This is a genomic window from Candidatus Avelusimicrobium sp., from assembly GCF_051874775.1.
Taxonomy (GTDB): Bacteria; Elusimicrobiota; Elusimicrobia; order Elusimicrobiales; family Elusimicrobiaceae; genus Avelusimicrobium.
This window is the reverse complement of record NZ_JBJEGE010000028.1, coordinates 39,984-59,013: the sequence shown is the minus strand read 5'-3', so window position 1 is coordinate 59,013 and position 19,030 is coordinate 39,984. Positions and strand designations below refer to the sequence as shown.

Genomic DNA, 19,030 nt, shown 5'->3' with positions numbered 1-19,030 from the left:
ACTCCCGATCGGCGGCGGGTTATTTTGAGAGGACAAGATGCCGAGAAAAACTTTTGAATTTTGCCAGTATTGCGGGGACCAGTTCTTCGCGGAAGATTGCCAAATGAGCCCAAAAGGCCTTATTTGCACAAACTGCGCGGGGAAGCCACTCCCGCATTAAAACCAAGAAAAAAACAAAGGAGAGCGCGAAAATGACTAAAAGAAAAGGGAAAAAATGCGAGCAGTGCGAACTGTTCAAACACATCAAGGACGGTGCCGGATTTTGCAAATTTGGCGCCGGGACACAATGCTTAAACTTTGCAGGGAACACCGCCTGCAAGATGTATGTGCCGCAACAACCCAAGCCCAAAAAAGAAGTCTTGGAACCCGGAAAGGCGCCATTCTGCGGGGACTTCCCAAAATGTAACAACGCCGAAGGGTGCGACTCTTGCCGCGAGTTTGAAATTTGGATGGCCGATCAGGAAAAGCGGCGGGGGAAAAATGCGGATTAGAAATTGCCAGGAGTGCGGCAGAACTTTTATGGGCACAAAAGCCGCGCGCTTTTGCCACGAATGCCGCCACGAAAGGGCAAAAAAACAGCGCGAGGAATGGTTCGCGGCCCATCGGGAGGAGCAGAACGCAAAGGCCAGAGCCAGGAACAAAGACCTGTGGTGCCTAAAAAACGGGATCCCGCAAATAAACGAGCAGGACGACCTGCCGCCAGTCCCCGAGCCAAACTGCCAGAACTACCAACCGGAGCGGACGTTTTGCGTGAGGTGCATGGAAAACGGGACAGCGCCTTATCGCGGGTGCTTTAAAAAACGATAGGAGAGAATATGTGCGAAAAAAGAGAGTTAGAAGTATTTTTTGACGTCGCGGGCGTTGAGTGGGTGTGCCAGTTGGAGTATAACCCGATCAGCTATCCGATGAATTACGCGCCCAGAATCCGCCTGATTTCGGTAGAAGCGTGTCTGTTGGACCGCAACTGCGGGACAAAAGAGTTAAACCCAAAAGAAATGGACGAATTGTGGCAGACTTTTGGTGACAAAATTGAGAAGTTGGCGGACGATGAATACGCCGAAGCATTGACCGCCGAGCGCAACAAAGAGTGGCAGGCCAAACTGGAGGACGAAGAGTACCAACTGAGCAAGTACAACGACGGCCTGCGCGAAGAACAAATGCTCGGGAGGGTTTAAAATGAGCGCAAAACCGAGATTTAAAGTAGGCGATAAAGTGTATTCTCAGGGCCTAAACGGAATTGAAAAAGGGCTTGTGGTTTGGGCCTATCGGGGAGATTGCGTTGTTCAAAATCTGACCTTTGTAGGTGCGAGAAAGCAGGCGGAACTATACGCCACGGAGGAGGAAGCGAGAAATGCCATTCATTAAATTACACGGTCAGGGTATAAATGAAGGAGAAACGCTTTTTGTTAATCCCGTACAAATAGAATGTATCAACGCCGATGTAGGGGCTGTTAATTTCCCGGACGGAAGTGTGTTTTGGACTAAAGAAACGCCAGAGGAAATCCTGATGCTGATTAAGGAGGCGGAAAATGCAAAATAAACCCGTAATTTTAGATGGTAAAGTTGTTTCTGCTTTACTACACGCAATCAGCCATTTAAGAAGTTCTTTACAAATGACTCCCGCAGTAATAAAGACAATTAAATGGCAAGACCCGTTATTTGAAAAAGAAATGACGTTAGAAGATAGGTTAAATTATATAAATCAAAAACTTGATTGTATATATGGGTATTTAAAAATAGCCCAGGAGAATGAAAATGCCAAATAAACTTAAACCGTGCCCATTTTGTGGGCAAATTCCCACACTTTCCGAGGAATGGGGCCCTCATAACATAAGCAAAAAATACAGGATAGAATGCCCCACATCGGAATTGTATTGTTGCAAACCTAACACAAGGTGGCAAAATACAGCCAAAGAAGCCATAGAAGCGTGGAACCGCCGCGCAGGGGAGTAGCAATGAAGCCCATAATTGACGTCTGTTGCGGTTCGCGGATGTTTTGGTTTGACCGAAAAAATCCAAAAGTTGTTTTTATGGACAACCGAACGGTAAAACAAACCCTTTGCGACGGACGAAAACTTGAAATAAAGCCGGATGTGGTAGGCGATTTCCGCCACATCCACTACCCGGATAACACATTTTATTTGGTTGTTTTTGACCCGCCGCACCTGATCCGAGTCGGGCCAAAAAGTTGGTTGGCGGCAAAATATGGGAAATTAAGCCAAAACTGGCGGGAGGATTTAAGGGCTGGTTTTAATGAGTGTATGCGGGTATTGAAACCTTACGGAACACTGGTTTTTAAGTGGAGCGAAGAACAGGTATCTCTAGCGGAAGTATTAAAATGCTTTCCGGTTAGCCCTTTATTTGGTCAAAAAAGAGCCAAGACGCACTTTTTAGTGTTTATGAAAATGGAGAATAAGTAATGAGAATTAACTTTTTGGGATATACAAACAATTTTAGAAATAAGCTTGCAGAAATGGAGTCGCAATTGAATTCGGAAGATGTGTTGGAGTTCGGCGAGCGTCCGAATATATACAAAGAGGACTGGGACACTTTGCGGGAGTACGCCGACTCAGTGCATAACATTATTCTTGCCCTGCTGAGCCAAAAGACGGACGCGGATACCTTGAAGACGGTCCATGACATGCGCGAATTCTTAGTCTTTGACCCTTCAAAGTGGAAGTATAACTCTGATTGCATTGTGCTACCAGAAGGGAGCAAAGAGAATGCCTAAAACCTTGCATTTGACGCTTACCTACCATTGGTGGGACGAAATAGCCGAAGGGCGCAAAACGTGCGAATACCGCCGCTGGGTTCCGGGCTGGCAAAAACGACTAGAAGGAGCAAAGGAAGGCGACAGAATCATATTCCACCGCGGATACACGGACCGGACCTGCGTGCGCGAAATCGAGTCCGTGGAAGTAGTAACCGGCTGGGATTTGCCGAACGAGGAATACCGGTTCTTCGGCTGTCCGAACGAGAGCGCTTTTTTCAAAATTAAAATAAGGCCTTGTTTTTTTGAAAAAAAATGCTAAACTATTATACAGAACTCTGTATTCGCTTGGCATCGGCAAAATGCCAAGACCGCACAATTTGTAATTGTTCGCGCTCAACGCCCTAGGTAAGAAGACAACCTAGGGCGTCTTTTTTGCTATGATAAAAACGCTTACAGATGTTCTAACCGCATTGTCACAGTTTCTCACGCAGGCACACCTGTCCGCGTGCGATAACGCTTATGCCGCCCACCTTTTGACCGAGAAGGTCCAAGAACGGGTAGCCGAAGACATCGACCGGATCAAAGAACTTTATATCGCTTCAACGGGCGAACGCAGCATCGCCAACGCGCAGGAAAGCTTGAAACAAGCCGAACTAACACTGCGCGCATTTTTGCAAGACAAACCCCAAGAAACAACCGCCGACTTGCTACTCATTGCCGCGCAACTTTGCCATCAAGCGCATAACACCGCGGCCGAATGTGCAGAGTTCTATGCCGGAGAAGCAAAAGAGGAGCGGTTTTCTAAAGCAATTCAAACTGCCGCCGAAGATATCTGCGAACGGCGTGCGCGTGATTTTTACCTACTGATGACGGAGGCCCCATGCAAATAGTGGACACTTCCCTCATCAAACTGGACCCAAAGAACTACCGCCGGCACAACAAAAAGAACAAAGAACTTATCGCCAAATCTTTGACCGAGTGTGGCGCGGGGCGTTCCGTTTTAATCGACAAAGAAGGCGCACTTATTGCCGGCAACGGCGTATATGAGCAAGCAAAAAAACTAAACATACCGACAAAAATCATCGAAACGGACGGCTCCGAACTTATCGTGGTCCAACGGAAGGACCTTTCAACGAAGGACCTCAAACGCAAAAAACTGGCCGTTATGGATAACTCGGCCAGCGACTCGTCGGATTTTGACCTTGAGGTAATGAAAACCGACTTCACGGTCGAAGAAATCAAATCCATGGGGGTACAGGACCCCTCGCTTGAAATTGAGCAAGAAAAAGAAATTGAGGAAGTATCCATACCCATTGCTACCGATCCGAGAACCCAGCCCGGCGACATTTGGCAACTCGGAAAACACCGTTTGATTTGCGGGGACAGCACAAAGCCCGAAACATTAAAACGCCTTATGGGCGACACTTTGGCCGATTTATTGCTTACTGACCCGCCATACAATGTGGACTACGAAGGGTCCAACGGCAAGAAAATTAAAAACGACAAAATGAGCCCGGAACAATTCGCGGCCTTTTTGCAAGAAGCGTTCAACACTGCGGCCGGACAACTCAAAGCCGGTGGCTCTTTTTACATTTGGCACGCCGACACCGAAACGGTAGCGTTTCGGTTGGCCTGCCGTGGCGCGGGGCTCTCCGTGCGCCAGTGCTTAAATTTGGAACAAAAACTCCCTCGTTTTGGGGCGGCAAGATTACAAATGGAAACACGAGCCGTGCCTTTACGGTTGGAAAGAAGGCGCCGCACACTATTTTGCCAAAGATTTCACTCAAACCACGGTCCAAGAACCTGTGGAGCCGAAAGACATCGCCAAAATGACCAAAGACGAAATGCGCGCGCTTTTAGAGCAACTATTGAGCCAGCCGAGCACGGTCATCGATGCCGATAAGCCCACCAGAAACGAGGACCACCCAACGATGAAACCGCTCAAACTTATTGCGCGCCTTATTCGCAATTCTTCAAAGAAAGATGAAAAAGTGCTCGACACTTTTGGCGGTAGCGGATCCACCCTTATTGCTTGCGAGCAAATGGACCGCTCCTGCTACACCTGCGAATTGGACCCGGTATATTGTGATGTTATTTTAACCCGGTGGGAAAATTTAACCGGCAAAAAAGCCGTTCGTTTGACGGGGGGTAAAAATGGCCTGTAAGCCCACAAAAAGTGGTGGCTACAAACTAACCACCGCGGTAATAAACCGGCTCCATGAAGGGTTTTTATGCGGGCTTACGATTACGCAGGCGTGCATTTATGCAGGTATATGCCGCGACACCTACTACGAGTGGATGAAGAAACGCCCCGACTTGGCAAAGAAGATGGAACTGGCACAACTAAACCCGTTTCTCGCGGCCAAGCGGACCATTATGCAGAACATGGGAAACCCCGATGTGGCTAAATGGTACCTCGAACGGAAAAGCCCGGATGAATTTTCCACCAAACAGGAAGTGGACCATACATTTAAAAACGCGCCCGTGATTATTGACGATATTCCCGTGGCGGAAAAGGGGAAATAACCCGCCGGAGGACAGCCAATGGCGGTAAAACTAACAGATTTAATCGGCCCTGCCTTTTACGAGGTATGGCAAGCGATAAAAGCCAAAACATATGTTCATTATTGGCTTAACGGTGGGCGGTCCAGTGGCAAAAGTTCTTTTATTTCGCTCGCTATTGTTCTTTTAATTATGCAGGATCCGGAAGCAAATGCAATTTGCTTCAGAAAGGTAGGCGACACCTTGCGCGACAGCGTGTACGAGCAAATCATTTGGGCCATTTCCCAGTTGGGAGTGTCGGACGAATTCTCGGCCACGGTTTCGCCCATGCAAATTACTTACAAGCGCACGGGGCAAAAAATACTGTTCCGCGGGCTTGATAAAGCAGAAAAAACCAAGTCTATTAAACTGCGGCGCGGATATTTTAAAATCGCCTGGTTTGAAGAATTGGCCGAATTTGCAGGGATAGAAGAAGTCCGCAAGGCAACACAGTCCGTTATGCGCGGGGGCAAAGATTATGTTTATTTTTATTCTTACAACCCGCCGATAACGACGGCCAACTGGGTAAACGTGGAAGCCGGACGCAGCCCTTCAAACAGGCTCGTCCACCATAGCACTTACCTGCAAATGCCAGCGGCGTGGATTGGCGAAGCGCAACTGTTGGAAGCGGAGCATTTGAAAAAAATCAATCCGCGCGCTTATCAGCACGAGTACCTAGGGGAAGCCACCGGAACAGGCGGAAGTGTTTTCCCAAACGTCAGAGCCCTAAAAATGACGGACCAACTGATTGCGACGTTTAGCAATATTCGTCAAGGCATTGACTGGGGATACGTGGCTGACCCGTTTGCTTACGTCAAACTGCACTACGACAAAACGCGGCGCAGCATTTATATTTTTGACGAAATATACGGCCTGGGGCTGACAAACCCAAAAGCCATACCGCTTGTAAAAGCAAAAGCGGATATCGGCGGATATATATACGCCGACAGCGCCGAGCCCAAGAGTGTGCAGGAATTCTGGGACGCCGGACTTTATGTTGCCGGCGCAAAAAAAGGCCCCGGAAGCGTAGAGTACGGGATTAAGTTTTTGCAGGGGATGGACAACATTTTTATTGACCCAGAGCGTTGCCCAAATGCGTGGCGGGAGTTTTCCTGTTACGAGTTGGAAAAAGATAAAAGTGGCGAGTGGAAAAGCCGACCGCCAGATAAGAACAATCATACCGTCGATGCAACATCTTATAGTCTTAACGACGACAAAGGGATATATGTTTAACAAACTAAAAAATAAATTTATGGCGAATTTGGCGGGACATTTGGCGCCGTTTTTGGCCCCAAAGTCAGAGGCTCCTGTTGTTTTGGAAGCCGACGTCACGCACGGACGACAAACCATCAATTGCGCGGATTACAGCGCGATGAACAAAGCAAGCCTGCTCACCCCGCAGGAAGCGCAAAACTTGCTGGCCCTTTCGTTCCAACGCACGCCGAAAGATTTTAAAGTAACCCTCCCGTCCGGCGCGTCTTACGCTATGGACGAAATGGACGGCGGGTGTAACCTTGCCACAAAAAGTATGTTCGGCATTGATGGCGTAGCCAACGCCATCGTTTATACATTTTTCGCCAAGCACGGGTTCATCGGGTGGCAATTATGCTCCATGCTTGCCCAACATTGGCTGATTAACCGCGCGTGCCGCATTCCGAACGAAGACGCGCTATCCTCCGGGTGGCAGTTGGAATGGCAAAAGGAATCCGACGAGGAAGTCCCTGCCGAAGAAAAAGCCAAACAGGACAAAATTCTTTTACAAGCAGTAGAAACGGCGAACCAAAAGTTCCACGTAACCGAAAAAGCCCTCCAATTTGGCGTCAACCGCTCCATTTACGGGCAGGCATTGGCGTACTTTGAAATTGAAGGCGATGACCCCGAAACGCCGCTAAACATTGACGGTATCAAACCCGGGTCATTTAAAGGGATTTCAATTGTGGAACCTTACTGGGCGTTCCCGGACTGGGGAGAAAACTCCATGACCCCCGGCACGCTTAATTTTTATCAGCCGGAATTTTACACCATTGGCGGAAAGAGAATCCACAAAAGCCGTCTGGTTACTAAACCCTTTGTGGCCGTGCCTGACATTTTAAAACCGTCGTATTACTTTGGCGGCATTCCGCTTACGCAAATGATTTATGAGCGCGTCTACGCGGCCGAAAAGACCGCCAACGAAGTGCCGGAACTGGCCCTCACAAAACGCATGCTAGTGGTGGACGCCAACATTAACGACATGATCGCGCGGCCGGACGCTTTCATCAGCAAAGCCAACATGCTGTGGCGCGAACGCAATAATAAAGGCGTGTTTTACAAAAACCCGCAGGAAAATGTCTCGCAGGTGGACACGAACCTGTCCGACTTGGACAATAACGTGTGGACGCAATACCAACTGGTGGCGGCCGTTTCTTCTATGCCGGCAGACAGACTGCTTGGCACTTCCCCTAAAGGGTTCCAAAGCACGGGCGAATACGAGCGGCGCACTTACGCGCAGACGCTCAAATCTTCGTACCAAGAAATCTGCTACCGCGAATTTTTGGAAAAAGCCCACGCCATCGTTTTAAAAAGCGAATTTAATGTGGCGGACCCGTTCTTGCTCAATTTTAACCCGATAGATACCCCGACGCAGGCCGAAAAAGCTCAAACGCAACTGACGCAAGCCAACCGCGACATCGCCCTCGTATCTGCGGGTATCATCAGCCCGGACGAAGCGCGGCAAGCGCTCGCGTCGGACAAAGAAAGCGGATATAGCAACCTGTCGCCCGAAGCGCCCGAGCCGGAAATGCCCGATTTGGACGCGTTATTGAAAGACGGGAACGATGAGCCCCAAGGTGAGGAAAAACCGAAAGATGACGGGGAAATGGGCAACGGCGAAGCCTCTGCCGCGGACGAGTGGAATGAAGCCGACCACCCGCGCAAGGATAACGGGCAGTTTGGCACCGGCAGCGGTGGGACGGAAGGTATTTCCAAAACGGAAACAGTTAAAAAAACGCAGGAAAAAGAAACAAACCAGCAAACCAATTTCTGGGACAATGAACAGAAAAAAGAAGATGCTAGTTCTCTTTTGGAAAAAGAAAGCACGCAAAAAAATATTGATGATATTCCATCTGTTAATTATAGAGAAGTTGCGCAAAAAGAAGCCGACAGATTATACTCTGCTACTGGGCTTGATTTGGCGGGTTTTGTACACCAATTAACTGCTGGGGGAATACGTCATATTTTTAAGTCTCACGGAGATGAACATACTGAAAAAGCACGTGGACAACTGCCCGTAACAAAAGAAGATATTTTACTTATTCCCAATATTACAGGGGATTTTGATGAAGTTGCATTGGCAAAAGAAAAATCCGAAGGGCGTGCTGTTCTTATTTACAAAAAAAAGATAGGGGATATGTATTTTTATTATGAGACTGTGGGCGGAAAGAAAAATAAGACTTTGCAACCTAAGACGATGTACAAACGAAAAGCAAAGTGAACGGATTTGATGACTGTTTATCAGTCCCCGGTATCCCTAACGCCCTAGGCGATTCACTTTGCTCATAAATAGTATAGCGAAAAAAGGCTTATTTTTCAAGGGGTTTTATGAAGCGCAGACAGGAAAAAAGAAACGTTATCGTAGGAACTGCCGTCCGGCCGAACGCCGGTATTCGCGCGTGGTACCGCGAAAAACTGCTCGCGCTTACCAAAGAAATGACAGACACCGTCCGCCGCAAAATGGCGCGGGTTTACGGCAAATATGAGGAGCAAATCCTACCCGCCAAAGCCGCCCAGGACGCCAACATCTCAAGCCGTGCCGCAGCCGAACTGCGCAAGCTGCAGAACGAGATAACAAAGCTATACGCCGAAAAGGCGGACCAGATAGCTAAAGGATTTGTAAGTAAGACCGAGCAGTACGCCAACCGCACCGTGCGCGAAAGCGTAAAGGGAATGGTAAAGCAGAACCCGTGGGTTGGCATAAGCGTAAATGGTAGCAAAATGACGCCCAGTATGGCGGCGGTAATGAAAGCGGAAATTTACAACAACGTAAATTACATCAAAAGCATTCCGGCCGAGTATTTCCAAAAGATAGCCGGCGCAGTATTCCGCAATATCGCCGAAGGCAAGAGCGCGGACGAAATAGAAAAAGCCCTGCGTTATACGGGCAAAATAGCCCAGCGTCGGGCCGAACTTATCGCCCGCGACCAGAGCCAAAAAGCATTTGAGTCCCTATCCCGCGAACATATGAAAGCGGCAGGGATTACACACTTTGAATGGGTGGCAACAGGCGGCGGATTGTATCCGCGCAAACTCCACCACACGCATTATACGCAGGGGGGGCTAAACCACGGGATTTTTTCGTTTGACGACCCGCCCGTTATAGATGAAGGATACACGCCGAAAACGCCGAGGGGAACGGCACGGCCGCCGCAAAGAGGGTTCCCCGGGGATTTACCCTACTGCCAATGTATCAAACGGCCGGTGTTGGTGTTGGAGAAAGGTCAAATTTTAGCATAAGGAGCAACCATGGGAAAGGAAATTGATAGAAGTAACTTCTGGCTTGTAAGGAACAACCCGATTATTAAAACGGGCGTGTTCCCTTATTTGGGCCGCCAAATTGGGCCGGAGTGCGAACCTGAAAAGATTTACAACGTCCTGCGCCCGGAAGAAGAACTGTTCAGCGATACCGCAATTTCTTCTTTTAATTTAATCCCCATTACGGTCGGGCATGCCCTCTTGGGCAGCAGAACGGAAGGATTTGTTCCGCCCGAAGAAAAAGGGGTGGACGGGACTACCGGCGAAAATTCCAAACGCCAAGGGGATAAAGTTATCAATGATATCAAACTTTATTCCGAACGCATTAAAGACGAAATCCAAAACGGAAAGAAAGAACTGTCCGCCGGATATTTCTGCGATTTCGTTCCGGAAAGCGGCGTATGGAACGGCCGGCATTACGACTTTGTGCAGCGCAACATTGCGGGCAACCATATCGCCCTTGTGGAAAAGGGGCGCAACGGCGCCGATGTGCGCGTAATGGACAGCGCAGAGGGCCTGCCGCGCGGAAACCGCCAGTTCGTCTGCGACGCTATGGACATTGAGGGAAAAATTGAACAACACGAGGGAGATATGAACAAACACGCAAACGATGCCGATTTAAGCAGTGAAACTAACGGGGATGGCGGTAAACACGCCGCCCCCAACAAGGAGAACGAAATGGATAAGAGAGAAGTCATCCGCGAGATTATGGCCATTTCCGCCAAACCCGTAACCGAATTTGAGGGCGGGGAAGAAGAAAAGGTGGAAGCCATCGCTAAACTCGCAGAAAAACTGGCTTACAACCCCAGTGAAGCGGGCGCCAATGACGCCTGCCCCGGCTCCAATCCGAAAGACGAGCCGAAAGGTAACGCATCTGACGAGGACGACCCGAAAGACGAACCCAAAGATGAACCGAAAGAAGACAAAAAAGCGGCGTCTTTGGACGAAATGGAAAAAGAACTCCTCGCCCGTATGGGTCGCAAAACCGAACTGGTTAAACGCTTGACCCCGATTATCGGCGCGTTTGACAGCGCGGCTATGACCGAAAAAGAAGTTGCCGCCTATGCGTGCGAAAAACTCGGCAAAAAAGTAGCCATGGACGAAGCCGTCAACTACTTAAACGGCTACTTGGACGCCTACAAACCCGCTTCTGCCCGCGTAACTTTGGGTGCTGCACCCAAATCTGCCGCGCAGGATGAAGCGCTGGAAAAATTTATGAAGGGAGAATAAACAATGTCCATTCAGAAAACTGTAAATAAAGAACTGGCGCTTGGCGTCCCCGGTAGCTTTTACGATGTTACCCCGCGGCGCGTTAGCGCATTTGTAACCTCCGCCAATGGTGAAGCGTTGCCCACCTTTGGGTACGTGGCCACCGCTGACGGAGAAAAAGCGAAAGTGGGCGGCACCGGCGCCGTTTTGGGCGTATTTGCGGACCCGCACAGTGCCCCCTTGTTCGGCGGCCTTGATGCGAGCCTTGCCGTTCGTGCCGGTTCCATTTTGCCGGTGGCGAGCTTCGGCCATATCCTCGTTGAAACGGAAGCGTCCGTAACGCACGACTCCTCGCTCCCCGTGTACAACACCACGACGGGTGCAATCAGCGCGGTAGCCGCCGGTTCTCCCTCTGCGGGGGACGGTTACGCGTTTATTCCGAACGCGAAATTCGTGTTTTTTGATGCCGATGCCGGCGGGGTTGCCGTCTTGGAATTAAACGGCTTTGCCAACGCCCCAGCGGCTTCTAAGTAAGGAGAACTAAAAGATGAAACCTACTGAAATTAGATTTGCACTGAAACCGGGCCAGTTCCGCCCTGGAAATGCTTTTGCGACCGACTCTTCTATTTCCATGGATACGCTCGCAAAAATCGGCGTCAGCGCCGACGCTGAAGCCTTAAGCCAGCTGATGGCTATCAACGGCAAAGGCTCCGCTATGGATGCCGCACCGGATATGATTACCACAGCCTCTACGATGACCCCTGTGCAGTTCCTGCAGTATTGGATGCCCAAAGCCATCGTGGCCGCTACCACCAAGCGCGACATTGACGATTTAATCGGCCGCGCTTCCGCCGGTTCTTTTGCCGATGCTGAAGTCGTGCAACAGATCGTGGAACTGACGGGTAAACCCCGCGGTTATGGCGACAGAGTCGCCGGTGCGTTGGCTGACTTTAACGTCAACTATGAAGCCCGCACCATTGTCCGCCACGAACTGGACATGGAAGTCGGCAAACTGGAAGAAGAACAGGCTGCTCGCTCCCGCCTGTCGGCCGCTGCTCTTAAACGTGAAGCGGTTCGCGTGGGCTTGGAAATTGAACGCAACTTAATCGGCTTTTACGGGTTTAACGAAGGCGTCAACAAAACCTACGGTATTTTGAACGACCCGAACTTGCCGGCTTACGTTACCGTTCCGACCGCTTCCGGCGGCACGACCACGTGGGCATCTAAAACGTATGACGAAATCACGGCGGACTGGCTGCTTGCGGCTTCCACCTTGCGTACGCAATCCGGTATGAACGTGGATCCGAACAAAGACGCTATCCGCGCGTTCGTATCTGCGGACGCGGTGCAGTATTTGGATAAACCGAATGCCTACGGTAAAACCGTCAAACAATGGCTCAAGGAAACCTTCCCGGGTCTGGAAGTTGTGCCTTCCGCTTGGCTCAACGACGCTAACGGCGGGCAAGACGTGTTCTACTTGTGCGCGGAATCCGTCAACGGTTCCCCCGTTGTCATTCAGCCCACGCAGGACATCATTCGCCTCATGGGTGTTTACCAGAAAGGTAAAACCTACGAAGAACAGTACGCCAACGCGACCGCCGGCGCTTTCGTCTTGCAGCCGATTGGCATCGTCCGCTACTCGGGCATTTAATCAAAGGGCGCGGAGCATTCCCCGCGCCAAGGAGTTTTTGATATGAAAACGATTGTATCTACGCTGTCTAACGACCAGAAATACACCATTTACAAAGCCCTTCCGGGCGGCGGTTTTGATATCGCCGGACAGGTGCTTATTAAAGGCGGCGCCAACGTGGCCGACAAAGTAACCCTGCGCGCTCCGGACGGGGGCGTGTTTACCCAGGTAACCGACGCAGAATACGCCATTTTGGAACGTTGCCCGCAGTTCTTGGCTCACAAAAAAGACGGCTACGTTTATGTAACGGCTGCTAGCGAAGAAGTCGCGGCGACCAAAGAAGCCAAAAAAGCCGTTAAGAACTTAAAAGCCAAAGACGAATCGGCCCAAATGACGCCGGAAGATTTCAAAAAGAACGGTAAGAAAGCCCCGACGTCAAAAGCGGAAGGAAAATAATATGAGCAAAGCCACCGTAACCCCGCAGGATATGAGAACCCGCCTGCCGGCATTTGCAGACCCCGAGAAATACCCGGACGGACTTCTGCAAACTATGCTGGACACGGCCACCTGCTACATCAGCGAGTACAATTGTGGACCGTTGCGGGATAACTGCCGCGTGCAGGCCATTTGCTTAATGGCCGCACACCTTCTCACTCTGCGCGAAAGAATGGCGCAGGGAGGGGAAAACGGCACTGTGGGAGCGGTGGCTTCTTCTTCGGTTGGCAACGTGTCCGTGTCTATGGTCCCGCCGCCGAATAAAGACCAGTACGACTACTGGATGAACCTCACGGGCTACGGCGCCGAACTTATGCGCTTGCTGGCTATTTTTGCAAACGGCGGCTTTTATGTCGGCGGGAGTTTTGAAACCGTGTTGAGGTAGAAAATGAAAATGCACGTCAAACGCACCGTAAACAAAGAGGCTTTAAAAAACCTCCTGGAAACCGTCAAAAAAGCCCGCGTTCAGGTGGGCTGGTCGGGCGAGTTGGCGCGCATTGTTTACATCCAAGAATACGGGGCCAATTTGCCCGGTGGACAGCCTTACACCATTGACGCAAAAGGCTATATGACATTTATACGCAAAGACTCGGAACTTGGACAAAAAGCCCTCAAAGCAAAACGCAGTGGAACGAGCGGAAATGTTAAACTCCGCCGCAAAAACCGCTATAACCCCAAACAGGGTATCGTGGGTCTGGGCGTAACCAAGCCCGCGCGTATTCCGGCGCGCCACTTGCTGGATAACACATCGGAAAACAACCGCAAAGGTTGGGCCGAGTTTTATGCGGAAATGGGCAAAAAAGTGGCAAAGGGGCAGGCAACCGCACTAGCGGCCATAAACGCCCTAGGCGTGCGCGTGAAAGCCGATATTCAGGCCGCAATCAGCGCAGGACAGCCGCCCAAGAACACGACCCTCACGGAAATGCGCAAAGGGTTCAATCACCCACTGCAAAGCAATAAAAACCAACTGGGCCGCGAAATACACGTGGACGCGGAGGTGGGCAAATGACCGTACCGTATAACTTGCTAGGAATCGCGCTCGGTGCTATCGGCCGGCAGACGTTCCACCTTTTGAAATGGAAAGGACGCACCGCCAACGCCGCAGGCCTTGCGCAGGATGAATACGAAGCGCCCGTGGCGTGCAGCGGGAGCATTCAAAGCGTACCGCAGGACGCATACGAACGATTGGGGCTTAATTGGGAAACCAACACCCGCCTTGTTTGGAGCGAAACATCTATGCGCGCAGAAAGCGGACAACAGGGGCCGGATTTGCTCGTTTTTGAAGGCAAGGTATGGTTCTGCCGCTCCAACACCCCGTGGGACAAATATAACGGCTGGAATCAAGTTATTGTGGTGGAAGCACCGCAGAGCCAACAGCACTACGCGGAGGGGTTATGATTAAAACGCAGAACCAAATTTTTACAGATTTAAAAGCCATTATTGAATCCGCCCTTGCCACGGCCGAAATTACCGGCTGGCTGGTGGCACAAAACTATAACCCCACGCAGGGCCACTGGAATCAGCCCTCCATAATTATGCACCGCGTCCGTACCGAGCAATATGGCGCCGTGGGCCAGCAGTATCGCAAAGAGGAAGACAAATTAGTTTTAGACGTTGTGGAAAGCAAGGAAGTAACCCTGCAAATTGACGCCATTTGCCCGCGCGATTTAACAGGAACGAACCAATGGGAAGCAGCAGACATTATCAATTTTTTACGCCGTTATTTTAGCGGCCCGTTTGGGGTAGCGGCGCTTAAAGAAAAGGGCTACGCCCTTGCGGAAAAAATCCGCGTGGTGGAGGAGCCCACCTTCCAAGACGAACACGACGTCATGGAGTACAACCCAAACTTGCAAATCAAATTGTTTTATACGGACATTCAAACACAAGAAGTACCCGCGCTGACCGCGGTGGAATTCAAAGGAATTAAAGGAGTGTAACATGGAAACCAATGGCAACATCAGCCAAAGCCAGTATGTAGCAATTACCTCCGGCGTAGGCGGAGCGTCCGCCGCAACGGAGAAAGAACTCATCGCGCGTCTTGTTTCCGCCAACCCCAAAGTACCGACCAATACGGTGCTTGAATTTGGCGACATTGACACGTTCGGTGCGTTTTTCGGAACGGACAGCCCGGAGTACGCCTTCGCCGCGCGTTATTTTGGATTTATTTCTAAATCCATCCGCAAACCGAGCAAAATCAGCGTTTTTAGAAACACGCTCCAGTCGGTGGCGCCGTTCATTTACCCGAGCCAAAAAGTAGCCGCGCTCGGACAGTTAAAAGACATTACGGACGGGGCCTTCATTCTATCCATGGGCGGCCTTACGTATACCGTAAGCGGTCTGGATTTCTCCACGGTGGCGGATTATGCGTCCGTCGCGTCTATCATCCAAACCGCCGTCCGCGCCAACACGGGAGGCGGGGAACTTTGGACCGGCGCAACTGTAGCGTTTAATACGAAGGACAGCGTCATCAGTTTAGTAGGCGGAGAGGTCGGCGACGCGATTATTGTGGCGCCCACGGCCGCCGAAACGGGAACGGACATCACCGCGCTCCTGGGTTGGAACGTTGCCACGGACCCGATTGTGTCGCAAGGCGTATCCGCGCAGAGCGTAACGGAACTGATGGCAAAGAACCTTAATTTGTCTAACAACTTTGGCTCTTTCCTGTTCCTTGAGGATTTGACGACCTCCCAGATTACCGAAGCGGCGCAATATACGCACAACCAGAACGTGCAGTTTAAATACATTCAGCGCGTCTTGCCTAGCAATTACATCGAAGTACAGCAAGCGGTGGCGGGATTTACGGGAGTGTCGCTCGTCTTTGACTTGTACGAAGACAACTCCTACCCTCACGCTCTGTCCGCCGCCATTTGGGCGGCCGCCGATTATAACGCCGTCAACGGAGCGCCCGGAGCAGAATTCCAAAAGGATGACGCTATCGCCCCGTCCGTTTTTGATGACGAAACGTACCAAAAATTAACGGGCCTTAAAATCAACTTCATCGGTCGCACGCAGCAAGCAGGTCAGCCGATTAGCTTTTATCAGCCCGGTTATTTGCAGGGTGCGGTGGAAGATGAAGGCGTGTTTATGAACGAAGTCTGGCTCAAAGACAAAATCGTAACCGCTGTACTCAACACGCAACTGGCCCTTGAAAAATGGCCCACGGGAGAGGACGGGCTGACCTTGTTTGACACGATCACCGAATCTATCCGCTCGCTCGCCAAAACCAACGGCGTAGTGTCCGTAGGCAAAACGCTCACGGACACACAGAAGGTGTACATCACCCAACTGACCGGCGACGCGAAAGCCTGGCAGCAAGTGCAGACACAGGGCGACTATATGACCCGATGGATTGCGCCCAAGCAAGTAAACGGCACCACGGTATACGTTTTGTACTACCGCTACATTTACGCAAAAGGCGATCAGGTCAGAAAGATTGAAGGCTCTGACATCTTAATTTAAGGAGAACTGTAAATGAATAACGTAAGCGCAACTGGAATCAAAGCGTTTTTAATCGCAAGCCACACGTTCCCCGCGGGCTTTTGGATTAGCGAATTCGCCGACGACCGCGACGCCGTATCGGTAGAAAATACCCAAGTAAACGAAACCGCCATGGGCCCCAACGGCGACATGGTCGTTTGGGGAACGCCGACCCCTATCGCCGTACAATTGGGCGTAATTAACGGGAGCGAAAGCGACGAAAACTTGCGCATTCTTTTTAATGCCAACCGCGTCGCCAAGAACAAAGCTAGCGTAAAGGACATCATCACGCTGACAGTTCAATACCCGGACGGTCGGAAGATTATCTGCAACAACGGCGTGCTCGTAAGCGGCCCGGCGTTGCCGACGGCGGTAAGTTCCTCCCGCATTAACGGAAACGAGTATGGCTTCCGTTTTGAAAACGTGATCTAAAGGAGCGCACACTATGGCCGAGTTTTTGGAAGAAAAACAAATCGAAGTAAATAAAGTGCCTTTTATTATTTCTAAAATCCCCGCGGTGGATGCGCGGGAAATTTTTAGCAAGTACACGTCCTCCAACATTCCCAAAGTGGGCGAGTATGAAGCCAGTGAAGCCGTAATGCTTAAAATGATGACCTATGTGGCGCGGGTAACGCCGGAAGGCGATAATATCCGCCTAACCACCAAGGCCCTCGTAAATAACCACGTGCCGGACTGGGAAACGCTCGTAAAACTGGAATGGGAGATGTTAAAGTACAACTGCTCTTTTTTTCAAAACGGCAAGGCCTCGGATTTCTTAAAGAGTATCGCCCGCCTTGCCGAGTCGAAGGGTACCGAAATGTTAGTGGGTTTATTGGGGCGATTGTCGCCAGTGGGCAAGCCACCCTCCACGAACTAAAGACGGTCTACACGCTAGAGGATGCCTACGATATGTGGGAAATCGCAGCGGTAAGCAAGTATAACGAATGGAAAATAAGCAAACATTTTTCCGATAAAGCCAAACAAGGAATACGAAAATGAGCGTACTAAATACCTTTGCTTTAGTCTTTGAAACCGAGGGCGACGAACTGACCTTAAAAAAGGTTCAGCAAATTGACGCAGCCGGAAAAAAACTGGAACAAACCAACAAAAAGACGGGTAAGTCAAGCGAAAAGGCAGGACAGCAGGCCAAGACCTCCGCGCAGCAATTCGCCGCGTTTAAGGGGGCTATTGCGGGAGCAATCGCGCCGGCTTTGGCCCTGGGGACGGTTTTGTCCCGCACGCTTAATTTTGCCGCGCAAGGGGAACAGTTACTATTCATGTCAAAGAGCGCCAACATGGCCGCTAACGAATTCCAAAAACTCGCCATAGCGTCAGAACGCTTCGGCGGTTCACGTGAGGGGGCGGCCGGAATGATGGCCGGACTGGCAAGCCAACTGCAAGCCTTAAAGTTCGGTCAGTCCGCCCCCTTGCAAGATGCGGCCATGATGTACGGGCTAAACCTCCAAGGCAAAAACGGCAACCTGGCCGAAGGAAACGAACTCCTGCGCAACGTGGCGCAGACCATGGAGCGGCTAGACACTTCCGCGCAGCTAGACCTGGGGCGGCGCATTGGGCTTGATGAAGCGACAATTCGCATACTCCAACAGGGAGTGGCAGCGTTTGACGCTGAACTGGCCCGAGCAGAAAAGCGGCGCGTTTTTACGGACGAAGACCTCAAACGCGCGCAGGAACTGGAAATGGCCTTGCGCGACACAAAACTCAGCTTGCAGGCGGTATGGGCGGAAATCGCGCGTTGGGTTATGCCCGCGGTCAAAGATTTAGTGGAAATGGCCGGGAGCGGGCTATCTTATATTTCCGAGCACGCAGACGTTTTAAAAGCGGCATTAGTGGCGATATCCGCCATTATGGCCGGGATTGCGGTCTCCAGTTTGGCCGCTTGGGCCCCGTGGATAGGAGCGGCCGTACTGGTAGGCGCAGTAGCCGCGTTGTTCGGTTTGTTTTACGAGGATTGGAAAGTATGGACCGAAGGCGGGAGTTCAGCCCTTGCGCCCATTTGGGAGAGTTTAGCAAAAATCGGCGACTGGTTCAAAGACGCGCCGGGTTGGGTGCAGAGGCTTATAACGACGCTTATAACTTCGTTAAAAGCCCTTTACAACCCGCTCGGATTTATTCAAGACGCCATATCGGCCATTTCGGACGGTTGGGATTTTTTAGTCTCGGCGTGGAATAAAGCCCCCGATATCTTTAAATCATTGGCCGGGAAACTGGCCGATTTCGGAGCGGCCAACGCACTCGCAATGGCGGACTCCAACCCCATGGCAGCGGTTGCGGGTGTGAGCACCGCTTATACAAATTACCGGAACAGCCAACAAACCAACACCTACAATTTATCGGTAACCGGGTCCAAAAATCCCGCTGAAGACGGTGCCGCACTTATGGATCATGTCCGCGGCGACGATTTCGCGGACTTTACAAGCGGACAGGAGGGATAACCC

The 19,030-nt window shown here is 50.9% G+C and carries 27 protein-coding genes; all 27 read left to right on the top strand.

Features of this window, described 5'->3' with window-relative positions; genetic code table 11:
• Positions 1–191: 191 nt before the first annotated feature.
• The 27 genes from ACI351_RS06080 (at position 192) to ACI351_RS05950 (ending at position 19,027) form a co-directional block, all read left to right on the top strand.
• A complete protein-coding gene (locus ACI351_RS06080) occupies positions 192–491 on the top strand; it encodes a hypothetical protein (RefSeq protein WP_439734357.1) in 300 nt (99 codons plus the stop codon).
• Between the two features lie 324 nt (positions 492–815).
• Positions 816–1,175 carry a hypothetical protein gene (locus tag ACI351_RS06075; protein ID WP_439734356.1) on the top strand — a complete coding sequence of 120 codons (360 nt, stop codon included), beginning with the start codon at positions 816–818 and terminating at the stop codon, positions 1,173–1,175.
• A gap of 1 nt (position 1,176) precedes the next feature.
• The gene (locus ACI351_RS06070) at positions 1,177–1,365 is read left to right on the top strand and encodes a hypothetical protein (protein WP_439734355.1); all 189 of its coding nucleotides are present in this window, start codon (positions 1,177–1,179) and stop codon (positions 1,363–1,365) included.
• The gene (locus ACI351_RS06065) at positions 1,352–1,540 is read left to right on the top strand and encodes a hypothetical protein (protein WP_439734354.1); all 189 of its coding nucleotides are present in this window, start codon (positions 1,352–1,354) and stop codon (positions 1,538–1,540) included. Before ACI351_RS06070 ends, ACI351_RS06065 begins: the two co-directional genes overlap by 14 nt.
• Entirely contained in the window at positions 1,530–1,766 is a 237-nt protein-coding gene (locus ACI351_RS06060; protein ID WP_439734353.1) for a hypothetical protein, read from the top strand. The genes ACI351_RS06065 and ACI351_RS06060 overlap by 11 nt, the downstream gene beginning before the upstream one ends.
• Positions 1,750–1,953: a Lar family restriction alleviation protein gene (locus ACI351_RS06055; protein WP_439734352.1), complete on the top strand. Its 204-nt coding sequence runs from the start codon at positions 1,750–1,752 to the stop codon at positions 1,951–1,953. Before ACI351_RS06060 ends, ACI351_RS06055 begins: the two co-directional genes overlap by 17 nt.
• 2 nt (positions 1,954–1,955) lie before the next feature.
• Positions 1,956–2,420 (top strand): SAM-dependent methyltransferase, encoded by a 465-nt coding sequence (locus tag ACI351_RS06050; RefSeq protein ID WP_439734401.1) that lies wholly within the window; start codon positions 1,956–1,958, stop codon positions 2,418–2,420.
• A complete protein-coding gene (locus ACI351_RS06045) occupies positions 2,420–2,731 on the top strand; it encodes a hypothetical protein (protein ID WP_428046158.1) in 312 nt (103 codons plus the stop codon). Before ACI351_RS06050 ends, ACI351_RS06045 begins: the two co-directional genes overlap by 1 nt.
• Complete coding sequence (locus ACI351_RS06040) at positions 2,724–3,032, top strand: ASCH domain-containing protein (protein WP_439734351.1); 309 nt, start codon at positions 2,724–2,726, stop codon at positions 3,030–3,032. Before ACI351_RS06045 ends, ACI351_RS06040 begins: the two co-directional genes overlap by 8 nt.
• Positions 3,033–3,150: 118 nt before the next feature.
• Positions 3,151–3,603, top strand: a complete 453-nt coding sequence (locus ACI351_RS06035) for a hypothetical protein (protein WP_439734350.1) — start codon at positions 3,151–3,153, stop codon at positions 3,601–3,603.
• An 804-nt stretch (positions 3,604–4,407) separates the two neighbouring features.
• The gene (locus ACI351_RS06030) at positions 4,408–4,878 is read left to right on the top strand and encodes a DNA-methyltransferase (protein ID WP_439734349.1); all 471 of its coding nucleotides are present in this window, start codon (positions 4,408–4,410) and stop codon (positions 4,876–4,878) included.
• The gene (locus tag ACI351_RS06025; RefSeq protein ID WP_439734348.1) at positions 4,868–5,239 is read left to right on the top strand and encodes a hypothetical protein; all 372 of its coding nucleotides are present in this window, start codon (positions 4,868–4,870) and stop codon (positions 5,237–5,239) included. Before ACI351_RS06030 ends, ACI351_RS06025 begins: the two co-directional genes overlap by 11 nt.
• 18 nt (positions 5,240–5,257) lie before the next feature.
• On the top strand, positions 5,258–6,487 hold the full coding sequence (locus ACI351_RS06020; RefSeq protein WP_439734347.1) for a PBSX family phage terminase large subunit: 1,230 nt from the start codon (positions 5,258–5,260) through the stop codon (positions 6,485–6,487).
• The gene (locus ACI351_RS06015; protein ID WP_439734346.1) at positions 6,480–8,726 is read left to right on the top strand and encodes an anti-CBASS protein Acb1 family protein; all 2,247 of its coding nucleotides are present in this window, start codon (positions 6,480–6,482) and stop codon (positions 8,724–8,726) included. The genes ACI351_RS06020 and ACI351_RS06015 overlap by 8 nt, the downstream gene beginning before the upstream one ends.
• A gap of 107 nt (positions 8,727–8,833) precedes the next feature.
• Complete coding sequence (locus ACI351_RS06010; protein ID WP_439734345.1) at positions 8,834–9,745, top strand: phage minor head protein; 912 nt, start codon at positions 8,834–8,836, stop codon at positions 9,743–9,745.
• Between the two features lie 9 nt (positions 9,746–9,754).
• Positions 9,755–10,993, top strand: a complete 1,239-nt coding sequence (locus tag ACI351_RS06005; protein ID WP_439734344.1) for a DUF2213 domain-containing protein — start codon at positions 9,755–9,757, stop codon at positions 10,991–10,993.
• Positions 10,994–10,996: 3 nt separating this feature from the next.
• Entirely contained in the window at positions 10,997–11,506 is a 510-nt protein-coding gene (locus tag ACI351_RS06000) for a structural cement protein Gp24 (RefSeq protein WP_439734343.1), read from the top strand.
• A gap of 13 nt (positions 11,507–11,519) precedes the next feature.
• A complete protein-coding gene (locus ACI351_RS05995; RefSeq protein WP_439734342.1) occupies positions 11,520–12,623 on the top strand; it encodes a major capsid family protein in 1,104 nt (367 codons plus the stop codon).
• A 42-nt stretch (positions 12,624–12,665) separates the two neighbouring features.
• Positions 12,666–13,058, top strand: a complete 393-nt coding sequence (locus tag ACI351_RS05990; RefSeq protein WP_439734341.1) for a hypothetical protein — start codon at positions 12,666–12,668, stop codon at positions 13,056–13,058.
• A 1-nt stretch (position 13,059) separates the two neighbouring features.
• The gene (locus ACI351_RS05985) at positions 13,060–13,482 is read left to right on the top strand and encodes a DUF4054 domain-containing protein (RefSeq protein ID WP_439734340.1); all 423 of its coding nucleotides are present in this window, start codon (positions 13,060–13,062) and stop codon (positions 13,480–13,482) included.
• Between the two features lie 3 nt (positions 13,483–13,485).
• The gene (locus ACI351_RS05980) at positions 13,486–14,106 is read left to right on the top strand and encodes a hypothetical protein (RefSeq protein WP_439734339.1); all 621 of its coding nucleotides are present in this window, start codon (positions 13,486–13,488) and stop codon (positions 14,104–14,106) included.
• The gene (locus ACI351_RS05975; protein ID WP_439734338.1) at positions 14,103–14,495 is read left to right on the top strand and encodes a phage collar protein; all 393 of its coding nucleotides are present in this window, start codon (positions 14,103–14,105) and stop codon (positions 14,493–14,495) included. The genes ACI351_RS05980 and ACI351_RS05975 overlap by 4 nt, the downstream gene beginning before the upstream one ends.
• A complete protein-coding gene (locus tag ACI351_RS05970; RefSeq protein ID WP_439734337.1) occupies positions 14,492–15,034 on the top strand; it encodes a phage gateway protein in 543 nt (180 codons plus the stop codon). The genes ACI351_RS05975 and ACI351_RS05970 overlap by 4 nt, the downstream gene beginning before the upstream one ends.
• 1 nt (position 15,035) lies before the next feature.
• Positions 15,036–16,556 (top strand): DUF3383 family protein, encoded by a 1,521-nt coding sequence (locus ACI351_RS05965; RefSeq protein WP_439734336.1) that lies wholly within the window; start codon positions 15,036–15,038, stop codon positions 16,554–16,556.
• Positions 16,557–16,568: 12 nt separating this feature from the next.
• Positions 16,569–17,006 carry a phage tail fiber protein gene (locus tag ACI351_RS05960; protein ID WP_439734335.1) on the top strand — a complete coding sequence of 146 codons (438 nt, stop codon included), beginning with the start codon at positions 16,569–16,571 and terminating at the stop codon, positions 17,004–17,006.
• Between the two features lie 13 nt (positions 17,007–17,019).
• Entirely contained in the window at positions 17,020–17,451 is a 432-nt protein-coding gene (locus ACI351_RS05955; protein WP_439734334.1) for a hypothetical protein, read from the top strand.
• Between the two features lie 118 nt (positions 17,452–17,569).
• Entirely contained in the window at positions 17,570–19,027 is a 1,458-nt protein-coding gene (locus tag ACI351_RS05950; RefSeq protein ID WP_439734333.1) for a hypothetical protein, read from the top strand.
• The last annotated feature ends 3 nt before the right edge of the window (positions 19,028–19,030 follow it).